This is a genomic window from Frateuria sp. (assembly GCF_035944355.1).
GTDB lineage: Bacteria > Pseudomonadota > Gammaproteobacteria > Xanthomonadales > Rhodanobacteraceae > Frateuria_A.
In genome coordinates, this window is record NZ_DASZBH010000012.1 from 235,346 (window position 1) to 254,762 (window position 19,417).

Genomic DNA, 19,417 nt, shown 5'->3' on the forward strand with positions numbered 1-19,417 from the left:
AAATTTAAGTGCTTGCGTGCAGCCGGTTGGTTTCACTCGAAACCGAATTCGAAGGCCACCGCGCGCGCGCCCGGATCGGCCACCTCGATCAGCAGCGCGGCGCTCGCGCCGGGCGCCAGGCCGGCACGGATCGCCGCGGCGTCATCGAGGTATTCGGACGGGCGCAGGCGGCGCATCGCCAGGCGATGCCCGTCGGCATCGGAGAGGGTGAGCGTGACCACCGGGAAGGGCTGCGCGAAGGGGGCATCGTTGCGGATGGTGGCGCTGACCATCAGCGCGCCAGGCACGCTCGGGTGCGCCTGCACGTCGCGGGCGACCACGCGCAACTGGCGCACGTCGCGCACCAAGGGCAACTCGCAGCCGAGGGCGGCGCAGGCCTGGCGCAGCCAGGCGCCGAGGGTCGGGTCGGCGACGAGCTCGGCGCGCTTGGCCCAAGCCACCTGCGCCGCCAGCAGCAGGGCCAGCAGCAGGCAGGTGACGATCCAGGGCCAGCGCCGCGCGCGCCGGCGCGGCGCGCGGCGGTCGTGCACGAAGTGCGGGGTGAATGCCGGTTCGGCCGGCGCCGCGGTCATGGCTGGCGCCGCCGCGGCCGCCGTGTTGGCGTGCGGCCGATAGACGGCCAACTCGAGCTTGGGCGCCTGCTCGGAGCGGACGTGCGCAGGCAGCAGGCGGAACGGCTCGGGCGGCAACTGGCCGGTGAGCGTTTCCAGCGCGTCGAACAGCATCTCGCAGTTGCCGCAGATCACCCCGCCGCGCGCCTGCGCCAGCGCGCCCGCATCGAGCGAGAACACGGTCAGGCAGTCGGGACACTGGGTGTACATGCGCGCAAGAGTAAAGGCAAAGCCGGCGGTTGTCGGAGCGCAAGCGCACGTTGAGCGATGTCGCCGGCCCTTCGCCTTGAACGGGGGAAGGCGCCGAAGGCCGATGGGGGCGGGCTTGGCGCCTGGTCAACCAACGCGCCGGCGGCGGATGGCTCGCCCAAGCTTGCCTCAATTGCCCTGCGGGGCAGTCCTCGCCTTGGCGGGAAAGGGATCAAGCGCCGCGGCGGCGGCCGCTGATGCGCACCCAGTCCTCGCATGCGTCCACGCGCAGGCCGTCGAACCATTCGGCATAGCGCGCCAGCAACTCGTCCTGCTGGCCGTCGAGGATGCCCGAGATGGCGAACGGCGCCCCCGGCTTGCAGGCGGCGGCGAAGGTCGGCGCGAGTGCGCCCAGCGGGCCTGCCAGGATGTTGGCGACGAACACGTCGGCGGGCGCGGCCGGTTCGTCGCCGGGCAGGAACACGGCGAGCCGGTCGGCCACGCCGTTGCGTTCGGCGTTGTCGCGCGAGGCGGTCAGGGCTTGCGGGTCGTTGTCCACGCCGGTCGCGCCGGCGGCACCGAGCTTGAGCGCGGCGATGGCCAGGATGCCCGAGCCGCAGCCGTAGTCGGTCACGTGCCGGCCGGCGAGTTCGAGACCATCGAGCCATTCCAGGCACAGCGCGGTGGTCGGATGGGTGCCGCTGCCGAAGGCCAGGCCCGGATCCAGCCGTACCACCACGATGTCTTCGCCGACGGGCGGCTCGATGTTCCAGGGATAGATCCACAGCCGGCGGCCGAACGGCATCGGCTTGAACTGGTCCATCCAGGCGCGTTCCCAATCCTCGTCGGCCACCTCGCGGAAACTGAGCTGCGAGGGCTCCAGCCAGGGCAGCAGCTCGCCCAGCGCTTCGGCCAGGCCGCGCCGGTCGGTGCCGGCGTCGAACAGCGCGTCCAGGGTGATCGTCGGCCACAGCGGCAGCTCGCCCACGCCCGGTTCGAAGATCGCCTGCTCGTCGGGCGTCTCAGCGTCGGCGTCGCGCAGGGTGATCGACAGGGCGCCGAGGTCGTCGAGGGCTTCCTCCACGCGCGGCTGCTGCTCGGCGCGGAGGGTGAGTGCGAGTTCGAGGAAGGGCATGGGTGGCTTCTTGCGGAAAGGCTTCAAACCTGCCGTGGCGTCGTTCCCGCTTGCGCGGGAATGACGCCCGTTTGGCCGGGTCTCGCGGCGCTAGTCCCCGCCGCCCTTCTGTTCCTTCTGCTCGGCCATGCGCTTTTCCAGGTAATGGATGTTCTGGCCGCCGTGCTGGAAGCCGGCGTCGGCCATGATGCGCTGCTGCAGCGGGATGTTGCACTTGACGCCCTCGATCACCGTCTCGGCCAGCGCCAGGCGCATGCGCGCGATCGCGGTTTCGCGGTCAGGGCCGTGCACGATCAGCTTGCCGATCATCGAGTCGTAGTTGGGCGGGATGCGGTAGCCGTCGTACAGGTGCGTATCCACGCGCACGCCGGGGCCGCCCGGCGCCTCGAAGCGCTTGACCGTGCCGGGGCTGGGCATGAAGGTGTCCGGGTCCTCGGCGTTGATGCGGCACTCGATGGCGTGGCCGCGGATCTGGATGTCCTCCTGGCGGATCGAGAGCTTTTCGCCGCCGGCGATCAAGAGCTGCTCGCGCACCAGGTCCACGCCGGTGATCAGCTCGGTCACCGGATGCTCCACCTGGATGCGGGTGTTCATCTCGATGAAGTAGAAGCGGCCGTTCTCGAACAGGAACTCGAAGGTGCCGGCGCCGCGGTAGCCGATGCGGATGCAGGCATCGACGCAGACCTTGCCGATCTGTGCGCGCAGCTCCGGCGTGATGCCCGGGGCAGGCGCTTCCTCGACCACCTTCTGGTGACGGCGCTGCATCGAGCAGTCGCGCTCGCCCAGGTGGATGGCGTTGCCCTGGCCGTCGGCCAGCACCTGGACCTCCACGTGGCGCGGGTTCTCCAGGAATTTCTCCATGTAAACCATGTCGTTGCCGAAGGCGGCCTTGGCCTCGGACTTGGTCATGGTGATGGCGTTGGACAGGTGCGCCTCGGTGCGCACCACGCGCATGCCGCGGCCGCCGCCGCCGCCGGCGGCCTTGATGATCACCGGGTAGCCGATCTCGCGGGCGATCTTGAGGTTGGCCTCGATGTCCTCGCCCAGCGGGCCGCCGGAGCCGGGTACGCACGGCACGCCGGCGGCCTTCATGGCGCGGATCGCCTCGACCTTGTCGCCCATCAGGCGGATCACGTCGGCGGTCGGGCCGATGAAGATGAAACCGGACTGTTCCACCTGTTCGGCGAAGTCCGCGCGCTCGGAGAGGAAGCCGTAGCCGGGGTGGATCGCCTGTGCGTCGGAGATCTCCGCCGCCGCGATGATCCGCGGGATGTTGAGGTAGCTGTCGGCCGAAGGCGCCGAGCCGATGCAGATCGCCTCATCGGCCAGGCCCACGTGCTTGAGGTTGCGATCGGCGGTGGAATGCACCGCGACCGTCTTGATGCCGAGGCTGTGGCACGCGCGCAGCACGCGCAGCGCGATCTCGCCGCGGTTGGCAATGACGACTTTTTCTAGCATGGGAGGGCTCCAAAGGAGCCGGGAACAGGGAGCGGGGAACGGGGAACGGGAAAAACAAAAGCGCGATGTCGCGGCTCCTGGCTTTCCCCGTTCCCTGTTCCCCGTTCCCCGTTCCCGGCCAAATCAGGCAATCACGAACATCGGCTGGTCGAATTCGACCGGCTGGCCGTTCTCGACCAGGATTGCCTGCACGGTGCCGGCGACGTCGGCCTCGATCTGGTTGAACATCTTCATCGCCTCGATGATGCCCAGCGTCTCGCCGGCCTTGACCTGCTGGCCGACCTTGACGAAGGCGGCCGCGCCCGGCGTGGCCGAGGCGTAGAAGGTGCCGACCATCGGCGCCTTGACCACGTGGCCTTCGGGCAGGCCGCTGGCGGCGGGCGCGGCTGCGCTGGCCACGGGCGCGGCTGCGGGGGCGGGCGCCGGGGCGGCCGGCGCGGCCTGCAGCGCCACCGGCGCGGCGGCCACCGTCATGCCGCCGGTGGGCACGCGCGAAAGGCGGACCACTTCCTCGCCTTCCTTGATTTCCAGTTCGGCGAGGTTGGATTCCTCGAGCAGGTCGATCAGTTTCTTGATCTTGCGCAGATCCATGGGAGTGCCTTTGTTTCAGGGGCCGCCGCGGCGGCACGGGTTCAAGGGAAGTCAGTTCAGCCGGCGCAAGGCCGCATCCAGCGCCAGCGCGTAGCTGTCGCCGCCGAAGCCGCAGATCACGCCCACCGCGAGATCGGAAAGATAGGAATGCCGCCGGAACGGCTCGCGCGCGTGCACGTTGGACAGGTGCACCTCGATGAATGGGATCGCCACCGCCGCCAGTGCGTCGCGCAGGGCGATGCTGGTGTGGGTGAAGGCCGCCGGGTTGATCAGGATCCAGTCGATGCCCTCGGCGCGCGCCTGCTGCACGCGCTCGACCAGGGCGTGCTCGGCATTGGACTGGAAGCTGGTGAGCGCGTGCCCGGCCGCCTGCGCCTTATGGGCCAGTCGCGCATCGATGTCCGCGAGCGTGTCGTGCCCGTAGATCTCTGGCTCGCGCGAGCCCAGCAGGTTGAGGTTGGGTCCGTGCAGGACCAGCAGCTTCGCCACGCGACACCTTGCAGCCAGCCGGACGGTCCGGCGAAGGAGCGAAGTTTGCGCGCGCCGGCCGATGTTGTCCACTTCGGCGCAGATCGGCGATGTTTGACGGAGAACCGACGAACAAACCGTGCGTAGGCGTATGTGGCTGGCGGATATCGCGGCCTTTGGGCGCTTTTCAGGTCCGGCTGGCAGAGGCCGGGTGGACAAGGCGCCGTGCCGGATGTCTGTCTGCCGCTGTCTGTCCGGCAGGAAGGATCCGCGGTCGCGCGCCGGTGCGCCGCTACGGGGAGCCCTTGCCGAGCCAGCGTTCCAGCGTAGCCGCATCCAGCACGCCGGCATGGCTTTCCAGCACCTTGCTGTCCGCGCCCAGCAGCACGCTGTAGGGCAGCATGCCCTCGCCATCGCCCAGCTGCTGCGCGCTGTCGGGGCTGTCCAGCCGGCCGAGCAGGATCGGGTAGGCGACCGGATGCTCATGGAGATATGCGCGCACGTTGTCCGGCGTATCCATGGCGATGCCGACCACGACCGGGCGGTTGCCGCCGAACCGGGCCTGCGCCGCGGCCAGCGCCGGCATCTCCTTCAGGCACGGCCCGCACCAGCTTGCCCAGAAGTTGACCAGCACGCGGCGGCCGGCATAGTCGGACAGGGCATGCGTGCGCCCCTGCAGGTCGGCCAGTTGCATGGCCGGCGCGGACTGGCCGGCCAGGTCCGGCCCGTGCCGCATGCGCGAGGCGCGCTGCAGCCAGCCGCCCGCCGCGGCGGCGAGTACTGCCAGCAGCAGGATCAGCCAGCTCGCCCGGCTCATCATGTCAGCGCGCCGCCTCGGTCAGAGCCTTTTCGACCAGACCGGCGGTGAGCACCGTCGGCAGCTTGCGCCCCTCGCCGCCGCCGCGTGGGAACACCACGTACAGCGGCACGCCCGGGGAGTGGTAGTGCTCCAGGAAGGTGGCGATGGTCGGGTCGACGTCGGTCCAGTCGCCTTTCATGTAGACCGCGCCGGTGCGCTGGAGCAGCGTGCGGAACGCCGCCGTGTCCAGCACGGTGTGCTCGTTGGCCTTGCAGGTGACGCACCAGTCGGCGGTCATGTCGACGAACACCGGCGTGCCGGCCGCGCGCAGCCCGGCCAGTTTCTCCGGGCTGTAGGCGACCACCCCGTTGTCGGCCTGCGCCGCACGGACTGGCGAGGGCAATTGCGACAGCCCGTACAGCGGCGCCAGGGTGGCCAGCAAGGCCAGCAGCAGCGGCGCCCGCACCAGGCTGCCGCGGCCGCGGCTGCGCTCGAACCACCATAGGGTCAATGCCATGAACACGGCGGCGACCAGCAGCAGGCCCACCGCGTCGGCGCCGCGCTGGTTGGCCAGCACCCAGGCCAGCCATGCGGCGGTGAGGTACATCGGAAAGGCGAGCAGCTGCTTGAGCGTCTCCATCCAGCGGCCCGGCCGCGGCAGCCGCCGTGCCAGCGAGGGCACGAAGCCGACCAGCAGGAACGGCAGCGCGAGGCCAATGCCCAGCGCCACGAACACCAGCAGCGCGTGCACCGCCGGCGCGGCGAAGGCGTAGGCCAGTGCGCTGCCCATGAAGGGCGCCGTGCAGGGGCTGGCCACCACCACCGCCAGCACACCGGTGAAGAAGTCGCCGGCGATGCCGCCGCGCGTGGCCAGCCCCGCGCCGGTGTTGCCCAGCGAGGCGCCGAACTGCACCAGTCCGGACATCGACAGGCCCACCGCCAGCATCACCAGCGCCAGCACGCCGACCAGCAGCGGCTGCTGCAGCTGGGTCCCCCAGCCGAGCGCGTGGCCGGCCGAGCGCAGGGCGAGGATGGACAGCCCCAGCACCACGAAGCTGAGCAGCACACCGGCGGTGTAGGCGATCGCGTGCGTCCGCGCGCGGGCCGGGCTCTCGCCGCTTTCGAGCAGGCCGACCGCCTTGATCGACAGCACCGGCAGCACGCAGGGCATCAGGTTCAGCACCAGGCCGCCACCGAGGGCGAGCAGCAGGGCGAGCCACAGGCTGGTCTGCAGCGGGCCCTGCGCGGCGGCCGGCGGCGCTGCCGGCGTCGCGGCGGTGGGCGTGCCGATCGCCGGCGCCGCCGTGCCCAGCTCGACGTCCAGCGCACGGGTCATCATCGGGTAGCACAGGCCGCCGTCCTGGCAGCCCTGGAAGCTGGCGTCCAGCGCGAGGTGCGAGCGGCCGGCTAGGTCGCCGCCGACGACGACCGGCAGGTCCAGCTCGCCGAAATAGACGGTGACGCCGCCGAAGTGCGGATCGTCCTTGCGCGTGCCGGCCGGCCATTGCGGCGTGAGCGCCAGGCCCTCGGCGCCGCGCAGCCGCAACTTGGTCTGGTCGCGGTAGAGGTAGTAGCCCGGCGGCATGGTCCAGCGCAGCAGCAGGTGCTGCCGGTCCTGCGCGAGCGCTTCGAGCTTGAAGGCCTGCTCGGCGGGGAGCGGCGCGTCGCCGCCGGTGGAGCCGTGGGTTGCGCCGAGGTTCCGCAGCGCGGCACCGAGCGACCCCCCGCCGGCCGCGGCGCCGGCCGCCGGCAGCGGCAGGTCCAGTTGCTCGGTATGCGGCGGATAGCAGATCTTCGGGTCCACCTCGTGGCAGCCCTGGAACTGCACGCCCAGGCGCAGTCGCCTGGTGCCCGGCGCCACCGTGTAGGGCACGCTGGCGTCGATCGCGTGGTGGTAGGTCTCCACGTCGCCCAGGTATTCGTCGTGATGCTTCTCGCCGTCAGGGAAGGCCGGCGCACCCAGCGTCACGCCGTCGGCCGGCTTGAACTTCATGCGGCCGCGGTAGAGGTAGTAGTCCGGGGCGATCTCCCAGTGCAGCTTGAGCGTGCCGGGGACGGATGTGTCGGCGGAGAGCCGATAGGCCTGGGTGACCGGCAGCAAGCTGCCGTCTTCCTGGGCACGCAGCGGCGGCGCCAGCGCGGCCAGGCACAACAGCAGCACCAGCAACGGCAGGCGGGCGGCCAGACGGCCGGTGATCGGGCGCATCGCGACTCCAGCGGCACAACGGCGGGGAGAGCCATTATGGACCACGCCGGGCAAGGCTCCGTTCGTTGCGGCCTTATGTCTCCCCGGCTTCCAGCGCCGGCGTGGGCCGGCGGGGGCGGACCAGCCCGGTGGTCAGCGCCGTACCCAGCAGGATCACCGCGCAACCGCCCAGCATGCGGACGGTGACCGGTTCGTGCAGCAGCAGCGCACCCCACAGCACGCCGAAAGCGGGAATCAGGTAGGGGATCACCATGATCCGCACGGCGCCGACCCGCGCCAGCACCCAGAAGAACAGCACGTAGGCCAGCGCGGTGCACAGTACGGCCAGGCCTGCCGCCGCCAGCCACGCCTGCAGCGGCGGCGCCTGGGTCGGCCAGGCCAGCAGTGTCGTCGGCAGCAGCACCAAGGCGGCGACCATGTGGCTGCCGACCGTCACCACCAGCGGCGTGACGCCCGCCAGCCGCAGGTGCGTGTAATGCACTGCATAGCCGTACAGCACGGTGGCGGCTACGCAGGCGAGCAGCGCGAGGCCTGCGCCCGGCCCCAGCGCCAGGCTGCCCTCGGCCAGCCAGAGGATGCCGGCGAAGCCGGCTGCCAGCCCGGCGCCGCGCCAGGCATCCAGCCGCTGGCCCAGCCACAGCCAGCCGATCAGCGCGGCGAACATCGGCGTCATGCCGTCGATGATCGAGGCCAGGCCCGCCGGCAGGCTGCGGGTGGCGAAAGTGAACAGCAGGAACGGCAACGCCGAGTTGGTCAGCCCGACCACGGCGATCGGCCGCCAGTGCGTGCGCCATTCGGCCAGGCGCCTGCGCGAGGCCAGCAGGGGCAGGAAGCACAGCGCCGCGCCGATCGCGCGCAGGCCGGCCAGCGGCAGCGCGCCGAAGGCGCCGGCGCCCATGCGCATGAACAGGAACGAGCCGCCCCACAGGGCGCCCAGCAAGAGCAGGACGGCGTAGTCGATCTTCTTCATGGCGGGGCTGGCGGGAGCGGGAGACGCAAGTTTGAGGCAGCGCCCCTGACAAGGGCTGTCAGCAGTCCTGCGGCGCCTCGCCCGTGGCCTCGCGGACCCAGGCCAGGTAAGGGGCATGCGCGCGCTCGACCGGTACGGCGATGAGTTCGGGCAGTTCGTACGGGTGCAGCGCCAGCAGGCGCACGCGCAGGGCCTCGAAGCGGGCGGCGGTGGTCTTGATCAGCAGCAGGTGTTCGGCGTCGGTGGTGACCCGTCCCTGCCAGCGGTAGGTCGAAGCGATGCCCGGCAGCTGGTTTACGCAGGCGGCCAGGCGTTCGCTCACCAATGCCTCGGCGATGCGCCGGGCGCTGTCGTCATCGGGGCAGGTGCAATAGCAGAGCAGGACGGGGTCGGACATGGCGCGGCATGGTAGCCCTCTGGCCGCGCCATTCGAAGAATGCCATGCCCCTGGCACCAGCCAAGCCTTGAAACAGCCCGGCCGCCACCCCACCTGCTGAGCCATTCGCGTTCCAGCCTCTTGCAGAGGCCGGTCGCGTCGCTAGAATTGGCACTCATCCTCACCGAGTGCTAACAGCGTTCCGGTGATCCTCACCTCTTTCAACCCTGAACTGTGGAGTTCCGTCCATGAGCAAACTGCGTCCGCTGCACGATCGCGTCATCGTCAAGCGCCTCGAAGAGGAGCGCGTCTCCGCCGGCGGCATCGTCATCCCCGACAGCGCCACCGAGAAGCCGACCCGCGGCAAGGTCATCGCCGCCGGCACCGGCCGCATCCTGGAAGACGGCAACGTGCGCCCGATGAGCCTGAAGGAAGGCGACGTGGTGCTGTTCGGCAAGTACGCCGGCCAGGAAATCAAGATCGACGGCGAAGAGCTGGTCTTCCTGAAGGAAGACGACATCGTGGCCGTGATCGAAGGCTGATTCAGAGCGGGGAACGGGGAACGGGGAACCGGGAACGTGCAGCGCTCGAAGCGCGCACTCCCAGAGCCCCCGTAACCCACTCGTTCCCCGTTCCCTGTTCCCCGTTCCCATCTTCTAAAGAGGTTCAAAACAGTTATGGCAGCCAAAGAAGTCCGCTTCGGCGAAGACGCCCGCTCGCGCATCCTGAAGGGCGTGAACACCCTGGCCAACGCGGTCAAGGTCACCTTGGGCCCGAAGGGCCGCAACGTCGTGCTCGAGAAGAGCTTCGGCGCCCCGACGATCACCAAGGACGGCGTGTCCGTCGCCAAGGAGATCGAGCTCTCGGACAAGTACGAGAACCTCGGCGCGCAGATCGTCAAGGAAGCCGCCTCCAAGACCTCCGACGTCGCCGGTGACGGCACCACCACCGCCACCGTGCTGGCGCAGGCGTTCATCCAGGAAGGTCTGAAGGCGGTCGCCGCCGGCATGAATCCGATGGACCTCAAGCGCGGCATCGACAAGGCCGTGACCGCGGCCGTGGGCGAGCTCAAGAAGCTCTCCAATCCGACCGCCGACGACAAGGCCATCGCGCAGGTGGGCACCATCTCCGCGAACAGCGACGCCAACATCGGCGACATCATCGCCACCGCGATGAAGAAGGTCGGCAAGGAAGGCGTGATCACCGTCGAGGAAGGCTCGGGCCTGGAGAACGAGCTCGACGTGGTCGAGGGCATGCAGTTCGACCGCGGCTACCTCTCGCCGTACTTCATCAACAACCAGCAGAGCCAGCAGGTCGAGCTGGACGACCCGTTCATCCTGATCCACGACAAGAAGATCTCCAACGTGCGCGAGCTGCTGCCCGTGCTGGAGGCCGTCGCCAAGGCCGGCAAGCCGCTGCTGATCGTGGCCGAGGAAGTCGAGGGCGAGGCGCTGGCCACGCTGGTGGTCAACACCATCCGCGGCATCGTCAAGGTCGCCGCCGTCAAGGCGCCGGGCTTCGGTGACCGCCGCAAGGCGATCCTCGAGGACATCGCGATCCTCACCAACGGCCAGGTGATCTCCGAGGAAGTCGGCCTGCAGCTGGAGAAGGCCACGATCAACGATCTGGGCCGCGCCAAGCGCGTGGTGATCACCAAGGAAAACACCACCATCATCGACGGCGCGGGCGAAGCGGAGCGCATCCAGTCGCGCATCAGCCAGATCAAGGCGCAGATCGAGGAGACCTCCTCCGACTACGACCGCGAGAAGCTGCAGGAGCGCGTGGCGAAGCTGGCCGGCGGCGTGGCCGTCATCAAGGTCGGCGCCGCCACCGAGGTCGAGATGAAGGAGAAGAAGGCCCGCGTCGAAGACGCCCTGCACGCCACCCGTGCGGCCGTCGAGGAAGGCGTGGTGCCGGGCGGCGGCGTCGCCCTGATCCGTGCGCTGAAAGCCGTCGAAGGCCTCAAGGGCGACAACGAGGACCAGAACCTCGGCATCGCGATCACCCGTCGCGCGCTGGAAGCGCCGCTGCGCGCGATCGTCGCCAATGCCGGCGAGGAGCCCTCGGTCATCCTCAACAAGGTCAAGGACGGCCAGGGCAACTTCGGCTACAACGCCGCCACCGGCGAGTTCGGCGACATGGTGCAGATGGGCATCCTGGACCCGACCAAGGTGACCCGCACCGCGTTGCAGCACGCCTCCTCGGTCGCGGGCCTGGCGATCACCACCGAGGCGATCGTGGCCGAGCTCCCGAAGAAGGAAGAGCATAGCCACGGCGGCGCCCCCGGCGGCATGGGCGGCATGGGCGGCATGGACTTCTAAGTCCTTCGTTCACCGCTGTGTTGGAGAAAGCCCCGCCTCGCGCGGGGCTTTCTTTTTCGTCTCGAGTCCGTAGAAGCGCAGCTGCGCGCGACCGAGGGCCGCCCTCCGGCGCCTGGAGCTTCATCGACCTTTCGGGTCGGCCAGCGTGGGCTCCCGGCGATTCGGCTTTCGCCTGCGGCGGCTTCCGATCGCCTGGCGGCGTCGGGTCACGTTGCTTTGCTGGCCCATGCCCACGCCTGGAGCGTGGGCGAACAGCCAAGCTGGCCCAAGGGCGAAGGGCAGGATGCCGGGAATAAAGAAAAGTAACCAAAAGAAACGGCCTGCCAGTCCCGGTGAGGGATAGGAGCTAGGCGCCGCCTCGCTTTGCTTGGTAAGCCGCCTACTCCTAGAGGAGCTGCTGCCGCTTTACCGCGGGCGCTAGGGAGTTGAGGCAAGGAGGCTTGCGGGTTTGTGCGCGCGAGCGCCGCACTTGCTCCCTCTCCCCTGCGGGGAGAGGGGTGAGGGGCCGGGGCTCGCGGGGAAGCTTAAGAGAATGCCAGCTGCCTGATCGCTCTTCGGAGTCGCCGCGACTTTCGCCCGGCATTCACTGTGGCCGTGCCGCTGGCTGGTCCACAATAGTGGTACCCCAAGGTGCCCCCTCCCATGCTCTTCCGCTGGTTCGAGTCCCTGGTCGACCCATTCAAGGAACCGGTCGACGCCATGCCGCCGGCATCGCCCGGTCGCTTCTACCTGTTCTACCTGCGCCAGGTGTGGCCGCTGTTCGCGGCGGTGCTGGTGGTGGGTTTCTTCGTCTCGGTGATCGAGGTGTCGCTGTTCGCCTTCATCGGGCGGCTGGTGGACATGGCCAAGGTGGCCGAGGGCGCGGCGTTCTTCCGCCGGCATGGCGGCGAGCTCTTGTGGATGGCGTTCGTGGCGCTGATCGCGCGGCCGGTATTCAACGCGCTGCACGACCTGCTGGTCAACCAGGCGATCGTGCCCCACGTCACCTCGCGCATCCGCTGGCAGAACCATCGCTACGTGATCCGCCAGAGCCTCGCCTTCTTCCAGAACGACTTCGCCGGCCGTATCGCCCAGCGCATCATGCAGACCGGCGCTTCGCTGCGCGAATCGGCGGTGCAGATCGTCGACGCGATCTGGTACGTGGCCATCTACACCGGCAGCGCCATCGTGATGTTCGCCAAGGCCGACGCCTGGCTGGCGGCGCCGCTGCTGCTCTGGCTACTGCTCTACGTCGCCACGCTGGCCTACTTCATCCCGCGCACGCGGCAGCGTTCCTGGCGTTCGTCCGAGGCGCGCTCGAAGCTGATGGGGCGCATCGTCGACGGCTACAGCAACATCCTCACGCTCAAGCTGTTCGCGCACACGCGGCGCGAGGAGACCTACGTGGCCGAGGCGCTGGGCGAGCAGGTCGAGAAGACCCGCGCGATGACCCGCATGACCACCGCCATGGACGTGACCATCACCTCGCTCAACGGCTTCCTGATCGTCGGCACGTCGGGCCTGGCGCTGTGGCTGTGGAGCCGCGGCCAGGTGACCGCAGGCGCGATCGCGCTCTCGACCGGTCTGGTGATCCGCATCAACAACATGTCCGGCTGGATCATGTGGGTGGTCAACGGCATCTTCGAGAACATCGGCACGGTGCAGGACGGCATCCAGACCATCGCGCAGCCGCGCACGGTGCAGGACCCGCCCGGCGCGATGCCGCTGGAAGTGGTGAGCGGCGAAGTGCGCTTCGATCACATCCACTTCCACTACGGCAAGGCCGGCGGCGTGATCGCCGGGCTGGACCTCGCCGTGCGCGCGGGCGAGAAGATCGGTCTGGTCGGTCCATCGGGCGCGGGCAAGTCAACACTGGTCAACGTGCTGCTCAGGCTCTATGACCTTGAGGGCGGGCGCATCCTCATCGACGGCCAGGACATCGCCGCGGTCACCCAGGAAAGCCTGCGCTCGCAGATTGGCGTGGTCACGCAGGACACCTCGTTGCTGCACCGCTCGATCCGCGACAACCTGCTCTACGGCCGCCCGGACGCGAGCGAAGCGCAGATCGCCGCGGCGGTGCGCAAGGCGCGCGCGGACGAGTTCATCCCCACGCTGTCCGACGGCGAGGGCAGGACCGGCTACGAGGCCTACGTGGGCGAGCGCGGCGTCAAGCTCTCCGGCGGCCAGCGCCAGCGCATCGCCATCGCGCGCGTGCTGCTCAAGGATGCGCCGATCCTGGTGCTGGACGAGGCCACCAGCGCGCTCGACTCCGAGGCCGAAGCGGCGATCCAGGAAAGCCTGGACCTGCTGATGCAGGGCAAGACGGTGATCGCCATCGCGCACCGGCTCTCCACCATCGCGCGCATGGACCGGCTGGTGGTGCTGGACAAGGGCCATATCGTGGAGAGCGGCACGCACGCGCAGCTGATCGCGCACGGCGGCCTGTATGCGCGGCTATGGGAGCGCCAGACCGGCGGCTTCGTGGCGGCGGAGGACGTGCTGGCCTGAGCGGGCGGCCTGCGTGCTCGGCGCCTACCGCCGCCGAAGCCTTCCCCGCGTCCGCGGGGAAGGCCCGGTCGCGACGATCGCCGCTGTCGGCGTTACCGGTCCTCTGGGACTCGGCTCGCCGACGGGCTCAATGCCCGTGCGAGCGCGCCCTCTCGAGTTTCTTCTTATGCTTCTGTACTGGGGGCGTATCCAGCGTATCCATCGTGCCCATGGGGCCAGCGCCTTCCTGCGGAGGGGTGGGTGAGGACTCGGCCTGGGTCTGTTTGAGCAGGCCGCCCAGGCCCAGCGTCGAGGTGCCGTCGTCGCCGGTGCCGGCATTGGCGCTGGCGCCCGCGCTCGAAGACATGCCTCCGGCCGATACGCCGGCTCGGGCCGAGCCGTGGGAGCCGGCACCGCTGGGGGGCGGAACGAGCTGGGCGAAGGCGGGAAGGGCGAACATGCTGGCCGCGGCCGCGGCGAACAGGATCTTGCGCATGGGATGGCTCCGTCGGATGGACCGCGCCGACACTAGGCGCAATGGCGCGAGCGGATCCTGAAATTTGCGAAGCCGCTTAAGCGGCCGGACAGATGGCTGAACACCGGGTTGTCGAGCGCAGGTGAAGAAGCACTGCGCCGGGTCGACGACCGAGGCCCACCCAGGCACCGCTCAGGCGGTTTCCAGCGCCAATTCGCTCGCTCGCAGCGCCCGCGCGATGGCCGCCGCCTCGCGCCCATCGTGCACCGCGCGCACCACCAGATCGGCGCCAAGCACGTTGTCGCCGCCGAGCACGATCACGTGCTTGCCGGAAAGATCCAGCGCGGGCGGCGGCGCGTGCTCGAACAACCGCTCGACGTTGGCGGTGAGGAACGCTCATCGGCCGGGCGCAGCCCTTGCGCATCGACGGCCGATTCTTGGTGGCGCGGCAGGATCGCGGTGGGCGTGGGGTCAGCGGTGCGCGCCGGAGGCAGCGTCCATGGCCGGCAAGGGTTCGTGCACCGCCGCGACGGACGGGGGCGCCGGCTGCGCAGGCATCAAGGCGTCGAGCTTGCCCTTCATGCGCAGCAGGGCGACGCTGGCCATGTCCTGGTCGATCACCTGCTGCTCCGCCGTTTCGTCCGGCGGCGGCGCGCCGGGTGCGTAGGTGAGGTCCGCCAGCTGCGGCGCCAGCACCTGGGTCAGCGCGAAATAGGAGTCCCCGTGGATGCCGGCGCTCTCCAGCAGCCGGCCAGGCAGCATCCAGGAAGCTAGGCTCTCGCGCTGGGGCGCGCCGGGATTGCGCGGGTCGATGAGCAGCCAAACGCCCGGCTCGCGCAACATGTCGCCGTTGTCGGTGAAGCCGGTGATCGCATAGCTGTTGCTCAGCGCGGGCAGGTGATCGCCGTAAAACAGCAGCAGGGTCGGCCGGGCGCGCTGCGCCAGCAGCTTGGCCAGCCGGCCCAGCTCGGCGTCGGCATGGCGCGCATGGTAGAGGTAGGTCTGCAGCTCCAGCTTGTCCTTGCCGCTGATGGCGTCGGGCACGGGGATGGCGTCGCGTTCGGCGGTGTTGGCCGGCGGCACGTCGTAGGGCCCGTGCGCCTCGATGCTGATCGCGAACAGGAACTGCGGCGGCCCGGCGTCCTTGAGCTGGGCCACGATCTCGTCGGTCATCGCGCTGTCGGCCATGTACTTGCCGTCATTGGGCGCGTCCTTGGGGAACGAGGATTGCGAGACGAAGCGGTCGAAGCCGATTGCCTTGAACGCGCTGGTGCGGTTCCAGAACGAAGGATCGTTGCCGTGCAGCGCGGTGGTCGTGTAGCCGTGCGCACGCAGCGTGCGGACCAGGCTGGGCACCACCTTCTGGTGCAGCGTCAGGTAGGGGAACTGCAGTTCTTCGAAGTAACGCAGCGACAGCCCGGTGAGCACCTCGAACTCGGTGCGGATCGTGCCGCCACCGAAGGTCGGCACGTGCAGCGGGCCGCTCAGGCCGTGCTTTTCCAGGCGCACCAGGTTGGGCGTGAAGTCGCTTTCCTCGAAGCCGCGCATGATGCGAGGGTCGAAGAACGACTCGCTCTGCACCACCACGATGTCCGGCAGCTCGCCGCTGGGCGGCGACACCGGCTGCAGGTGGTCCTGCAGCGCCTGGCTGTTCTGTGCGATCAGCGCCTTGGCCGCCGCCGGGTCGGCCACTTTCTTGCCGTGCCCGTATTGCAGGTGGAACATCAGGAGCGAGCTGACCAGCCCCGAATGAGTGGCGGTCGAGCTGGCCGACCAGGGCTCCAGCCACAGCACGCGTCCGTTGTAGAGCTTGCCCCAGACCGCCACGCCGCCGAGCAGGCTCACCAGCAGCACGCCGGTGGCGACCCCCGAGAACAAGCGCCCGCCGCGCGTGCGCCGCGCGAACAGCGGCGGCTCCAGCCGCCACATCGCCACCACCAGGGCGATGCCGGCCAGCATCCCCAGGTAGGGCCAGGGGCTGTGCGGCAGATAGCCCAGCAGCAGGTGCGCGCCGCCCTTGCGCAACTGGTCGACCATCAGGAAGTCCGCCGGCATCAGCGGGTTGCCCAGGTTGGCGATCTTCAGCGCGTTGACCTCGTAGACCAGCCCCTGCAACAGGAACACCAGGCCGAAGGAAAACAGCAGACGCCGAGTCAACGCCAGCAGCAGCCAGGCGGCCAGTAGTCCCGGCCAGGCGTTGGCGATGGGAAAGCGCGCCTGGTCCAGGATACGCGGCGGCACCACGCCCACACCGCCGTCGACCAGGCCGGTCAGCAGCACGAAGGCCAGGCTCATCAGCACCACGGCCGCCACACGCCCGGCAAGCGGGCGCCACTGTGCGGTCAGGGGATGGGTCAGGTTGGGCATGGGGCAGATGAACGCTTCACGGACGGGAAGGATGACTGTAAACAGGCCGAAATGAATCATGTGTTGGTCTGGAGGGCCCGGTTGCTGGCGGTTCATGCAGGCACGGGCTGCGGCACAATGGCCCGATGCCTGCCCCTGAAAGCCCCGCGCTGCGCGCGCTGATCAACGACCGCTACGCCGAGCTGGCTGCCCGCTGCCGCGCCACCGGGGTGGCGCTGCACGACGACGCCGGGGTGGCCGAGCGCATCCGCGCCACGCTGGCGGCCAGCGATTTCGCCTTCGAGGTCTGGCGGCGCCAGCCGCAGCTGCTGGCGCCGGCAGGGCTGGAGCGCCTGCGGGCCGGCGGCGACGCGGGCACCCGCATCGGCGCCCTGGCCCTGCCGCAGGACGAGCTCGCCACACTGGCCGCGCTGCGCCGCTTCCGCCAGGCCGAGGCGCTGCGGCTGGTGTTCCGCGACGTCAACGGGCTGGACGACCTGGCCGAAACGCTGTCGGCCACCAGCGTGCTGTACGAGGCGTTGCTGGGCGCCGCGCTGGACTGGTCCGAGCGCTCGCTCGCCGCGCGCTTCGGCCACGCCCGCAGCGCCGAGGGCGCGCTGCAGCGGCTGGTGGTGGTGGGCTTCGGCAAGCTCGGCGGCGGCGAGCTCAACTTCTCCTCCGACATCGACCTGGTGCTGGCTTACCCGCAAGGCGGCCAGAGCGACGGCGCACGCACGCTGGACAACAGCGAATACTTCGTGCGGCTGGGCCGCCACCTGGTGCGCCTGCTCAACGAGCCCACCGACGATGGCATCTGCGCGCGCGTCGACCTGCGCCTGCGCCCGTTCGGCAACGCGGGGCGGCTGGCGCTGTCCTTCGCCGCGATGGAGCAGTACTACCAGAGCGAGGGCCGCGACTGGGAACGCTACGCCTGGATCAAGGCCCGCCCGGTGGCGGGCGACCTCGCGGCCGGCAAGCAGCTGCAGGAACTCCTGCGCCCATTCGTCTACCGCAAGTACCTCGACTACACCGCCTTCGCCGGGCTGCGCGAGATGAAGGCGCTGATCGACGCCGAAGTCGCGCGCAAGGATCTGGCCGACAACCTCAAGCTCGGTCCTGGCGGAATCCGCGAGATCGAGTTCATCGTGCAGCTCACCCAGCTGATCCGCGGCGGCCGCGAGCCCTCCTTGCGCGTGCGTGGGCTGCTGCCGGCGCTGTCCGCCTGCGAGGCGCGCGGCCACATCGGCGCCGCGCGCGCCAAGGCGCTGCGCGAGGCCTACCGCTGCCTGCGAAGGGTGGAGAACCGCGTGCAGATGCTGCGCGACGCGCAGACCCACGATCTTCCCGACGACCCGCTCAGCCGCGAGCGCATCGCACACGGGCTGGGGCACGAGCACTGGCAGGCGCTGGAGGCGGAGCTGGCGCATCACCGCGCCGTCGTCAGCGAGGAGTTCGCCACCGTGTTGATGCCTGCCGGCGGCCGTGCCGCCCGCGTGGAGGTCGCCGATGCCACGCTGTGGCAACAGGCCTGCGCGGGCCTGCCGGAGGCGGCGGTGCTGGAGGCCGCCGGCTTCGTGCCCGGCGCCGAGGCAGCCGAGGCGCTGGCCAAGCTGCCGCAGGCATCCGCCGTGCGCGCCATGTCGCCGCGCTCGCGCGAGCGGCTCGACCATCTGATGCCGTACCTGATCGGCGCGGCGCGCGCCAGCGCCGCGCCGCTGCCTTGCCTGTTGCGGCTGTGCCGGCTGGTGCAGGCGGTGGCGCGGCGCTCGGCCTACCTCGCGCTGCTGGAGGAACAGCCAGCCGCGCGCGCACGCCTGGCCTCGCTGTTCGCCGACAGCGCCTTCCTGGCCGAACGGGTGATCGCCCAGCCCTTGCTGCTGGACGACGTGCTCGATCCGCGCATCGACCAACTGCCGTTGAAGCGCGCCGACATCAGCGCCGAGATCAGCCGCGTGCTGGCCACGCTGGACGAACGCGAGGCCGAGGCCGAACTGGAGCGCATCAACGAGTTGAAGGACAGCATCGCCTTCCGCCTGGGACTGGCCTTCAACGACGGCCGTGCCGACGCGGTGGCCACCGCGCGCCGGCTTGCCGCGCTGGCGGCCGCGGTGGTCGAGGCGGTCACCGCGCTGGCCGAGCGCGAACTCATCGCGCAGCACGGCCGCCTGCCGGGCGAAGGCTCGGGCTTCGCCGTGTACGGCTACGGCAGCCTGGGCGGCGAAGAACTGGGCTTCGCCTCCGACCTGGATCTGGTGTTCGTGTTCGACGGCGCGCGCACCCAGGCCAGCAGCGACGGCCCGCGGCCGCTGGACGGCGCGCGCTGGTACCAGCGCCTGGCCCAGCGCGTGATGAACTGGCTGACCGTGCTCACGCGCGCCGGGCGCCTGTACGAGGTCGACACGCGGCTGCGCCCGGATGGCTCCAAGGGCTTGCTGGTGAGCAGCCTGGAAGCCTTCGATGCCTACCAGCGCAGCCGCGCCTGGACCTGGGAACACCAGGCGCTGCTGCGTGCCCGCCCAGTGGCCGGCGATGCCGCGCTCGGCCACGCGCTTGGCCGGGTGCGCCGCGAGGTGCTGGCGGTGCCGCGCGAGCGCGCGGCGGTGCTCGCCGAGGTCAGCCAGATGCGCCAGCGCTGGCGCGCCGAGCGCGATCGCTCCGACGCGGCGTGGTTCGACCTCAAGCAGGGGCAGGGCGGCCTGCTGGATATCGAATTCGCGCTGCAGGGGCTGGTGCTCGCCCATGCCGCGGCCCACCCGCAGCTGCTGGAGCAGACCGCCAATGCGGCGCTGATCGCGGCCTGCCGGCGCGCCGGCCTGCTCGAGCAGGCGCAGGCCGATACGCTCGCGCGGGTGCATGCCGACCTGCTCGAGCGTGCGCTGGCCTGCACCCTGGACCTGCGCCCGCGCCTCGCGGTCCGCGACGCGACGCTGGAAGCCTGGTGCGAGCAGGTGCGTGCGGTCACCGGCGCGCTGGGTTTCGCGTTCTGATCGATGCCCGGCTGTTGCG

16 protein-coding genes are annotated in these 19,417 nt (G+C 70.0%); 4 read left to right on the forward strand and 12 right to left on the reverse strand.

The window, feature by feature from the left end; genetic code table 11:
* Positions 1-32: 32 nt before the first annotated feature.
* The 9 genes from VGU03_RS09995 to cutA all read right to left on the reverse strand — a co-directional run bounded on the left by VGU03_RS09995 (position 33) and on the right by cutA (position 8,824).
* Positions 33-821, reverse strand: coding sequence for a zinc-ribbon and DUF3426 domain-containing protein (locus VGU03_RS09995; RefSeq protein WP_327480233.1), 789 nt, complete (start codon positions 819-821; stop codon positions 33-35).
* Between the two features lie 211 nt (positions 822-1,032).
* The gene (gene prmA / locus VGU03_RS10000; RefSeq protein WP_327480234.1) at positions 1,033-1,935 is read right to left on the reverse strand and encodes a 50S ribosomal protein L11 methyltransferase; all 903 of its coding nucleotides are present in this window, start codon (positions 1,933-1,935) and stop codon (positions 1,033-1,035) included.
* A 90-nt stretch (positions 1,936-2,025) separates the two neighbouring features.
* The gene (gene accC / locus VGU03_RS10005; RefSeq protein WP_327480235.1) at positions 2,026-3,393 is read right to left on the reverse strand and encodes an acetyl-CoA carboxylase biotin carboxylase subunit; all 1,368 of its coding nucleotides are present in this window, start codon (positions 3,391-3,393) and stop codon (positions 2,026-2,028) included.
* A 123-nt stretch (positions 3,394-3,516) separates the two neighbouring features.
* Positions 3,517-3,984, reverse strand: coding sequence for an acetyl-CoA carboxylase biotin carboxyl carrier protein (accB, locus tag VGU03_RS10010; protein WP_327480236.1), 468 nt, complete (start codon positions 3,982-3,984; stop codon positions 3,517-3,519).
* A gap of 51 nt (positions 3,985-4,035) precedes the next feature.
* Positions 4,036-4,473 carry a type II 3-dehydroquinate dehydratase gene (gene aroQ, locus VGU03_RS10015; protein ID WP_327480237.1) on the reverse strand — a complete coding sequence of 146 codons (438 nt, stop codon included), beginning with the start codon at positions 4,471-4,473 and terminating at the stop codon, positions 4,036-4,038.
* Between the two features lie 271 nt (positions 4,474-4,744).
* Entirely contained in the window at positions 4,745-5,272 is a 528-nt protein-coding gene (locus VGU03_RS10020) for a TlpA disulfide reductase family protein (protein ID WP_327480238.1), read from the reverse strand.
* Position 5,273: 1 nt separating this feature from the next.
* Positions 5,274-7,457 (reverse strand): protein-disulfide reductase DsbD, encoded by a 2,184-nt coding sequence (locus VGU03_RS10025; protein WP_327480239.1) that lies wholly within the window; start codon positions 7,455-7,457, stop codon positions 5,274-5,276.
* A 73-nt stretch (positions 7,458-7,530) separates the two neighbouring features.
* On the reverse strand, positions 7,531-8,427 hold the full coding sequence (locus VGU03_RS10030) for a DMT family transporter (RefSeq protein WP_327480240.1): 897 nt from the start codon (positions 8,425-8,427) through the stop codon (positions 7,531-7,533).
* Positions 8,428-8,485: 58 nt separating this feature from the next.
* Positions 8,486-8,824, reverse strand: a complete 339-nt coding sequence (gene cutA, locus VGU03_RS10035; protein ID WP_327480241.1) for a divalent-cation tolerance protein CutA — start codon at positions 8,822-8,824, stop codon at positions 8,486-8,488.
* Positions 8,825-9,051: 227 nt separating this feature from the next.
* On the opposite strand from cutA, the gene groES reads away from it, so the two are divergent.
* The 3 genes from groES to VGU03_RS10050 all read left to right on the forward strand — a co-directional run bounded on the left by groES (position 9,052) and on the right by VGU03_RS10050 (position 13,611).
* Positions 9,052-9,345, forward strand: a complete 294-nt coding sequence (gene groES, locus VGU03_RS10040) for a co-chaperone GroES (protein WP_049623107.1) — start codon at positions 9,052-9,054, stop codon at positions 9,343-9,345.
* Between the two features lie 135 nt (positions 9,346-9,480).
* A complete protein-coding gene (groL, locus tag VGU03_RS10045) occupies positions 9,481-11,124 on the forward strand; it encodes a chaperonin GroEL (protein ID WP_327480242.1) in 1,644 nt (547 codons plus the stop codon).
* A 642-nt stretch (positions 11,125-11,766) separates the two neighbouring features.
* Positions 11,767-13,611, forward strand: coding sequence for an ABC transporter ATP-binding protein (locus tag VGU03_RS10050; protein WP_327480243.1), 1,845 nt, complete (start codon positions 11,767-11,769; stop codon positions 13,609-13,611).
* A gap of 127 nt (positions 13,612-13,738) precedes the next feature.
* Here the strand turns inward: VGU03_RS10050 and VGU03_RS10055 are convergent, their stop codons facing one another.
* The 3 genes from VGU03_RS10055 to VGU03_RS10065 all read right to left on the reverse strand — a co-directional run bounded on the left by VGU03_RS10055 (position 13,739) and on the right by VGU03_RS10065 (position 16,432).
* Positions 13,739-14,086, reverse strand: coding sequence for a hypothetical protein (locus tag VGU03_RS10055; protein WP_327480244.1), 348 nt, complete (start codon positions 14,084-14,086; stop codon positions 13,739-13,741).
* 171 nt (positions 14,087-14,257) lie between these two features.
* On the reverse strand, positions 14,258-14,434 hold the full coding sequence (locus VGU03_RS10060) for a hypothetical protein (RefSeq protein WP_327480245.1): 177 nt from the start codon (positions 14,432-14,434) through the stop codon (positions 14,258-14,260).
* Positions 14,435-14,536: 102 nt separating this feature from the next.
* Positions 14,537-16,432: an LTA synthase family protein gene (locus VGU03_RS10065; protein WP_327480246.1), complete on the reverse strand. Its 1,896-nt coding sequence runs from the start codon at positions 16,430-16,432 to the stop codon at positions 14,537-14,539.
* A gap of 125 nt (positions 16,433-16,557) precedes the next feature.
* Here VGU03_RS10065 and glnE point away from each other — a divergent pair, with 125 nt between their 5' ends.
* Positions 16,558-19,398, forward strand: coding sequence for a bifunctional [glutamate--ammonia ligase]-adenylyl-L-tyrosine phosphorylase/[glutamate--ammonia-ligase] adenylyltransferase (gene glnE, locus VGU03_RS10070; protein ID WP_327480247.1), 2,841 nt, complete (start codon positions 16,558-16,560; stop codon positions 19,396-19,398).
* Positions 19,399-19,417 lie beyond the last annotated feature (19 nt).